Consider the following 7,382-nt stretch of genomic DNA (forward strand, 5'->3'; position numbering starts at 1 on the left):
GCGCCCGACTCCGTCGTGCTTGCGATCGTCGCTGGGCTGAATGGCGACGACCCGCGGCGCCCGACTCCGTCGTGCTTGCGATCGTCGCTAGGCTCGACCTTCGTGACCACCCACGAGCGCAGGGCCGCAGATGGCCCAACTCTGTGGGCGATCTCTGACTTGCACACCGGCCACCTGGGTAACAAGCCGATCACCGAGGCACTGCACCCGGTCACCGGTGACGACTGGTTGATCGTCGCCGGTGACGTTGCGGAGCGTACCGACGAGATCCGCTGGGCGCTGGACCTGCTGCGGAAGCGGTTCGCGAAGGTGATCTGGGTCCCCGGAAACCACGAGTTGTGGACCACCAACAAGGACCCGATGCAGGTGTTCGGCCGATCCCGCTACGACTATCTGGTCGACATGTGCGACCAGATGGGCGTCATCACCCCCGAGCACCCCTTTCCGGTCTGGACCGAGCAGGGCGGCCCCGCCATCATCGCGCCGATGTTTTTGCTCTACGACTACACGTTCCTGCCTGCCGGGGCGACGAGCAAGGCCGAAGGTTTAGCCATCGCGCGGCAGAACAATGTGGTCGCCACCGACGAGTTCCTGCTCTCACCCGAGCCCTACGGCACCCGAGACGCATGGTGCCGCGACCGGGTGGCGGCAACCCGTAAGCGCCTCGAAGACCTCGACTGGATGACCCCGACCGTGCTGGTCAACCATTTCCCGATGGTGCGCCAGCCCTGCGACGCGCTGTTTTACCCGGAGTTCTCGTTATGGTGCGGCACCGTCGAAACCGCCGATTGGCACACGCGCTACAACGCGGCGTGTTCGGTCTACGGCCACCTGCACATCCCGCGCACCACGTTCTATGACGGCGTGCGCTTCGAAGAGGTCTCCGTGGGCTATCCCAGGGAATGGCGTCGACGCCGGCCGCACCGGTGGCTGCGCCAGATCCTGCCCGAGCCGCACTATCCGCCCGGCTACCTCAACGAGTTCGGCGGTCACTTCGCCATCACCGACGAGATGCGTGAGGCCAGTGCGAAGTTCGCCGAACGTCTGCACAGGCGGCAGGCGCGATGAGCAAGCTGCTGGACGGGGTGCTCGAAGGAGCGCCGGCGGGTTCACTGGCCTGGGCCGAACGCTACGACGATCCGCCCGGGCTAGCTCCGCTGCCCGAGGAAGAGCCGCTGGTCGCGCGTTCGGTTGCCAAGCGCCGCAATGAATTCATCACCGCGCGTTACTGTGCTCGGCTGGCGCTGGAAGAGCTCGGGCAACCGCCGGTCCCGATTCTCAAGGGGGAGAAGGGCGAACCCACCTGGCCGGACGGTGTGGTCGGCAGCTTGACGCACTGCGCGGGCTTCCGAGGCGCGGTGGTAGGCCGCAGTGGCGACGTGCGATCGGTGGGTATCGATGCCGAACCACATGACGTGCTTCCCGACGGCGTCCTCAAAGCGGTCAGCCTGCCCGTCGAACGTGACGAACTCGCGGCGCTGCCGCGAGACTGGCATTGGGACCGAATCCTGTTCTGTGCCAAAGAAGCCACCTACAAGGTGTGGTTCCCGCTGACCAGGCGGTGGTTGGGCTTCGAAGATGCCCACATCAGCTTCGACGCCGACGGCAGCTTCGTCTCCCGCATCCTGATCGACCCCGCAGCACTGTCCGGACCTCCGCTGACGGAACTGCGCGGGCGGTGGTCGGTGGCGGGCGGTCTGGTGCTGACGGCGATTGTGCTGTGAGCACGCCCCCGCCCGCCGGCCTGGTGATCGTTGACAAGCCCGCCGGAATGACCAGCCACGACGTCGTTTCGCGGTGTCGCAGGTTCTTCGGGACTCGTAAGGTCGGCCATGCCGGCACGTTGGACCCGATGGCCACCGGGGTGCTGGTGATCGGCATCGAACGGGCTACCAAGATTCTGGGGTTGTTGACCGCGTCGCAGAAGTCCTACGCCGCCACCATCCGGTTGGGACAGACCACCTCGACCGAGGACGCCGAAGGTGAGGTGCTGGAGACGATTTCGGCGGGGCATATCACCGACAGTCAGATCGCCGCGGCGATCGCCGGCCTGCGCGGCGACATCGCGCAAGTGCCCTCGGCGGTCAGCGCCATCAAGGTCGCCGGCAAGCGGTCCTATCAGTTGGTCCGGGAGGGGCGCGCTGTCGAACTGCCTGCCCGGCCGGTGCGTATCGAGCGCTTCGAGCTGCTGGCGCTGCGGCGCCATGAGGCGCTCGTCGATCTGGACGTTGAGGTGGACTGTTCAGCGGGAACCTACATCCGGGCACTGGCACGTGACGTGGGCAGTGAGCTGGGGGTGGGCGGACACCTGACCGCATTGCGACGTACCCGGGCCGGCAGCTTCGGGCTGGATCAGGCCCGCACCCTCGACGAACTGGGGGAGAGCCCACGGCTGAGCTACAGCCTGGATGACGCCTGCTTGCAGACTTTTCCGCGCCGGGACCTGAGCGTCGACGAGGCGCTCGACGTCAGCCACGGCCGGCCGCTGGCCCCGGCGGGCATCGACGGAACCTATGCGGCAACCGATGCCGATGACCGAGTGATCGCGCTACTGGAGGACTCGGGAAGGCGGACCAAGTCGGTGGTCGTCATCCGGCCGGCGACGCTATAGTCCGCCGATGGCCACCGCGGAACGCGAGATCACCGAGGCTGTCGATCTGTGCGATGCGGCCGGATTGCTGAACCCCGCCGCCGTCGGTTGGACCCGAACACCGCTGCACCGTTGCAACCTGCGTGGCTGGGGCCGCAGCAAGCGGTGGGAGTACTGGTGCCTGACGACGCCCACTCACCTGATCGCGATCACGCTGGCCGACCTCGATTACCTCGGGGTGAGCAACGTCTTCCTGCTGGACTATTCCGGGCGTGAGGTGAGCCGCAGTTGTCTGCACCCGGGAGGGTGGGGGATAACGCTGCCCACCAGCCTCGGCGACGGGCCGGCCTCCGCTCGTGGCCTGGTCGCGATCGACCTCACCGCCGAGCCCGACGGCACGCGGATCCGGTTCTCCTGCAAGACCTCGGCCGGCCCCATGGACGGTGACCTGTTTGTGGCCCTGCCGCCCGGGCACGAGACGCTGGCGGTGGTGGTGCCGTGGAGCGAGAAGAGATTCCAATACACCGCCAAACACACCGCGCGGCCGGCCTCGGGTGTCGTACGGGTCGGTGACGCCAGCTACGACTTCGCCGGCGGCTGGGGTGTGCTCGACCACGGGCGCGGACGCTGGCCGGCCAACACCGTGTGGAACTGGGGTGCGGCGTCCGGGCACACCGACGGCCACACGGTCGGCCTGCAGCTGGGCGGCAAGTGGACTGTCGGCACCGCAAGCACCGAGAATGCGCTCTGCGTCGACGGCCGATTGAGCAAGATCGGCGCCGAACTGGACTGGCACTACCCCGAATACACCGGGCCGTGGACGATCCGCACACCCGACTCCGATCAGGTCGAGCTGACGTTCACCCCGTTCCATCACCGCTCACCCTTGCCGGGGACCCATCAGTGCTTCGGGCACTACCACGGCCGGATCCGCACCGATGACGGCGCGAATGTTGCCGTGAACGGTCTACTCGGCTGGGCCGAACAGGTGCACATGCTGTGGTGAGTGGCGCTTCGGCTGCTCTGATGAGCCGGTTGCCGCCTCAGCTGTAGAGCTGCTCGAATCGCTTGATCGATCCCTCGATGTCGCCCTTGACGGCCCGGGCGGCGGCCGCGCCGATCGGCCCGAACAGCGGCCGGCCGCCCAGGTCCATCCGCAGGACGAACTTCGATCCCGTTGCGGCGGGGCTGATCGCCAAGGTCAGCGCGTACTTGGTGCCGCCCACGCCGTCGCCGGTCAACTCCAGCAGTGCGGGCGGGTCGAATTCGCGGACCGTCCAAGTGACTCGGTTGCGCATTCCCTTTGCTCCCGCCACCCCGATCAACGTGGTTCCGGCGGTGAGCTCGGCCGGGATATCGCAGCGCCACCCCTGGTGCAGCGACAGCCAGTCACCCAACTCGGCCAGATTCGACGCGTGGGCCCAGGCTTGGTCGGGAGGCAGCGACAGTTCACGAGAGAGCTCAAGCTTTGCCATCCGCAGATCGTAGAGCCAGCGGCACCGCTCCGGCACCGGGCAGGAGCAGACCCGAACCGTTCGGAGGCCGAAGGCCAGCCGGCCGGCTACGCGAAGTGGCGGTCAGACCACCCAGATCGCTTGCGCGGCAGGGCTGCCCAGATCGACGGTGGCCTGCTCGAGATCGGAGTCCGCCGGCGAGTCAAGGGCTATCGAGATGATGCCGGCGAAGTCGCGGCGAGCCAGCACCCGTAGCCGGGCGTCGAGGCTGATGCCTACCTGGGCGAAGTAGCGCAGCATCTCCGGATCGTTGTCGGAGATGCGGGCCACCGTGCCGGTCTCGCCGTCGGCGCACGCCCACAGTTGGCGGGCAGGGGGAGTGGGCACCTGCCCGTCCGGGGCCGGGATCGGGTCGCCGTGCGGGTCGCGCTGCGGGAAGCCCAGCTTGGCGTCGATGCGCGCGATCAGCCGGTCGGACACCGCGTGCTCGAGGACTTCGGCTTCGTCGTGCACCTCGTCCCAGCCGTAGCCAAGCTCGCACACCAGAAAGGTCTCGATCAGCCGGTGCCGGCGCACCATTGCGAGCGCCGCCCGTCGCCCTTCATCGGTCAGGGTCACCGCGCCGTATTTCTCGTGGTCCACCAGGCCCGCATCGGCGAGCTTGCGGATGGACTCCGAGGCGGTGCTGGCGGACACGCCGATCTTCTCCGCCAGCATCTTGGTGCTGACCTTGTCCGGTGACCATTCCTGGGCGGTCCAGATGACTTTCAGATAGTCCTGGGCGACGCTACTCAGCCCATCCGACTGCTCCCAAGGGCTCACAATCGGACAGTTTAGGCTGTCCTGGTGCAGCGGTGGCGGGGGCAGGATGAGATCCCCACAGACTGGGGCAGGTGTGTGCTCACCATCGGCGTGTTCGACGGTGTGCATCGCGGCCATGCGGAACTGATCACCCATGCGGTGAAGGCCGGCCGGGCGCGCGGCGTGCCGACGGTGCTGATGACCTTCGATCCGCATCCGATGGAGGTCGTCTACCCCGGCAACCATCCGGCGCAGCTCACCACACTGGCGCGTCGCGCTGAGCTGGTCGAGCAGTTCGGCATCGACGTGTTCCTGGTGATTCCGTTCACGCCCGAATTCATGAAGCTCACCCCGGACCGCTACATCCACCAACTGCTGGTCGAGCACCTGCACGTGGTGGAAGTGGTGGTGGGGGAGAACTTCACCTTCGGCCGTAAGGCGGCCGGCAACGTCGAGACCCTGCGCCGCGCCGGCGAGCAGTTCGGGTTCGGGGTCGAATCGGTGTCGCTGGTGGCCGAGCGCGCCGAGGCCGCCCAATCGGTCACCTTCTCCTCGACCTACATCCGGTCCTGTGTGGACGCCGGCGATGTGGCGGCGGCAGCCGAGGCGCTGGGCCGGCCGCACCGGGTCGAGGGGCTGGTGGTGCGCGGTGACGGTCGTGGGCGCGGTCTGGGCTTCCCGACCGCCAACGTGGCACCGTCGGCCTTTGCGGCGATTCCGGCCGACGGGGTGTACGCCGCTTGGTTCACCGTGTTGGGACACGGCCAGGTGCCCGGCACCGTCGTCGCCGGTCAGCGCTGCCGGGCAGCGGTGTCGGTGGGCACCAACCCGACATTTTCCGGGCGGGCCCGCACCGTGGAGGCGTTCGTGATCGACGAGACCGCCGACCTGTACGGACAGCGCGTCGCCGTCGACTTCGTCAGCCGGATCCGCGGCCAGGAGAAGTTCGACTCGGTGGCGGATCTGGTGGCGATGATGAACACCGACGTCGAGAAGACCCGCGGCCTGCTCTCGGGTGACTGACCGTCGGCACGATTGGGAGAGCTGCCCCGGGCGGTGCTAGGCTCCCACCTCGGCGTGCTGCAGTCCGCGGTGGCCGCCGACTTGATATTCGCGGGACCGATTGATGGAGATTTGTCGTGGCGCTGACCGCCGAGCAGAAAAAAGAGATCCTGGCCAGCTACGGTCTGCACGAGACGGACACCGGCTCGCCCGAAGCTCAGGTCGCCCTGCTGACCAAGCGGATCGTCGACCTCACCGAGCACCTCAAGAAGCACAAGCACGACCACCACTCCCGCCGCGGCCTGCTGCTGCTGGTCGGCCGGCGGCGTCGTCTGCTCAAGTACCTGACCGCGACCGATGTGGCGCGCTACCGCTCGCTGATCGAGCGCCTCGGTCTGCGTCGCTGACGAATCGGGGCGGCGTCAGCCGCTGCCATGTAGAGTGAGACCGTTCCGGGCCTGCCAGGCCCGGACATCGGTGTGGCCCCCGCATCCGCGTGTGCCACTCCGGCACGTCACGACGGGACACGTCCCTACGTACAGCCAGACCTGCATCGGGCGGTCTTCGGTAGTGGCAGCCGGGTCTGAAAGCGCGTCTTAAAAGATCCGGCCGCTTCGATCGACGACCGTAGCCGCATCCAGGTAGTTGGCTGGCGCACGTCTGACGTTGCGAAACAGCTGAACAAACCAGGAAAGGCCGCACGGGCTTTTATGTCTGCAATTGAAATTGAAGAAGGCGTATTCGAGACCACCGCTGTCATCGACAACGGCAGCTTCGGCAAGCGCACTATCCGCTTCGAGACCGGCCGGCTGGCCCAGCAGGCCGCCGGCAGCGTCGTCGCCTACCTCGACGACGAAACCATGCTGCTGTCGGCGACCACCGCCAGCAAGGCTCCCAAGGACCACTTCGACTTCTTCCCGCTCACTGTCGACGTCGAGGAGCGGATGTACGCGGCCGGGCGTATTCCCGGCTCGTTCTTCCGCCGCGAGGGCCGGCCGTCCACCGACGCGATCCTGACCTGCCGTCTTACCGACCGTCCGCTGCGCCCGTCGTTCGTCGACGGCCTGCGCAACGAGGTCCAGGTCGTGGTGACGGTGCTGAGCCTGAACCCGAACGACCTGTACGACGTGGTGGCGATCAACGCCGCGTCGGCCTCCACCCAGCTCGCCGGCCTGCCGTTCTCCGGCCCGGTCGGAGCCGCGCGGGTGGCACTGATCGACGGCACCTGGGTGGCGTTCCCCACCGTCGAGCAGCTCGAGCGCGCCGCGTTCGACATGGTGCTGGCCGGGCGCACCCTTGAAGACGGTGATGTCGCGATCATGATGGTCGAGGCCGAGGCCACCGAGAACGTCATCGAGCTCATCGAGGCCGGCGCCCAGGCGCCGACCGAGACCGTGGTGGCCGAGGGTCTGGAGGCGGCCAAGCCGTTCATCGCGGCGCTGTGCAAGGCCCAGCAGGAGCTCGGTGAGGCGGCGGCCCGCCCAACCGCCGACTACCCGCTGTTCCCGCCTTACGGCTGTCTCTTATACACATCT

Annotated in this window: 8 protein-coding genes and 1 pseudogene; 7 read left to right on the top strand and 2 right to left on the bottom strand. The window is 67.5% G+C overall.

Annotated elements, in window-relative coordinates:
• Positions 1-102: 102 nt before the first annotated feature.
• The 4 genes from LI94_RS19380 to LI94_RS19395 are packed head-to-tail and all read left to right on the top strand — an operon-like array spanning position 103 to position 3,596.
• Entirely contained in the window at positions 103-1,068 is a 966-nt protein-coding gene (locus tag LI94_RS19380) for a metallophosphoesterase (RefSeq protein WP_024444050.1), read from the top strand.
• Positions 1,065-1,724 (top strand): 4'-phosphopantetheinyl transferase, encoded by a 660-nt coding sequence (locus LI94_RS19385; protein ID WP_024444051.1) that lies wholly within the window; start codon positions 1,065-1,067, stop codon positions 1,722-1,724. The genes LI94_RS19380 and LI94_RS19385 overlap by 4 nt, the downstream gene beginning before the upstream one ends.
• Complete coding sequence (truB, locus tag LI94_RS19390) at positions 1,721-2,611, top strand: tRNA pseudouridine(55) synthase TruB (RefSeq protein ID WP_024444052.1); 891 nt, start codon at positions 1,721-1,723, stop codon at positions 2,609-2,611. Before LI94_RS19385 ends, truB begins: the two co-directional genes overlap by 4 nt.
• 7 nt (positions 2,612-2,618) lie before the next feature.
• On the top strand, positions 2,619-3,596 hold the full coding sequence (locus tag LI94_RS19395) for a DUF2804 domain-containing protein (protein ID WP_046302218.1): 978 nt from the start codon (positions 2,619-2,621) through the stop codon (positions 3,594-3,596).
• Positions 3,597-3,633: 37 nt separating this feature from the next.
• On the opposite strand, the gene LI94_RS19400 is transcribed toward LI94_RS19395, so the two are convergent.
• Positions 3,634-4,065, bottom strand: a complete 432-nt coding sequence (locus LI94_RS19400; protein WP_024444054.1) for an SRPBCC family protein — start codon at positions 4,063-4,065, stop codon at positions 3,634-3,636.
• 102 nt (positions 4,066-4,167) lie between these two features.
• Positions 4,168-4,866 carry a manganese-binding transcriptional regulator MntR gene (gene mntR / locus LI94_RS19405; protein ID WP_024444055.1) on the bottom strand — a complete coding sequence of 233 codons (699 nt, stop codon included), beginning with the start codon at positions 4,864-4,866 and terminating at the stop codon, positions 4,168-4,170.
• Positions 4,867-4,890: 24 nt separating this feature from the next.
• On the opposite strand from mntR, the gene LI94_RS19410 reads away from it, so the two are divergent.
• The 3 genes and pseudogenes from LI94_RS19410 to LI94_RS19420 all read left to right on the top strand — a co-directional run.
• The gene (locus LI94_RS19410) at positions 4,891-5,868 is read left to right on the top strand and encodes a bifunctional riboflavin kinase/FAD synthetase (protein WP_024444056.1); all 978 of its coding nucleotides are present in this window, start codon (positions 4,891-4,893) and stop codon (positions 5,866-5,868) included.
• Between the two features lie 116 nt (positions 5,869-5,984).
• Positions 5,985-6,254 carry a 30S ribosomal protein S15 gene (gene rpsO, locus LI94_RS19415; RefSeq protein ID WP_024444057.1) on the top strand — a complete coding sequence of 90 codons (270 nt, stop codon included), beginning with the start codon at positions 5,985-5,987 and terminating at the stop codon, positions 6,252-6,254.
• A 303-nt stretch (positions 6,255-6,557) separates the two neighbouring features.
• Positions 6,558-7,382: pseudogene (locus LI94_RS19420) on the top strand (polyribonucleotide nucleotidyltransferase); the annotation flags it as partial.

Source organism: Mycobacterium sp. UM_Kg27 (assembly GCF_000972905.1).
Classification (GTDB): Bacteria; Actinomycetota; Actinomycetes; order Mycobacteriales; family Mycobacteriaceae; genus Mycobacterium.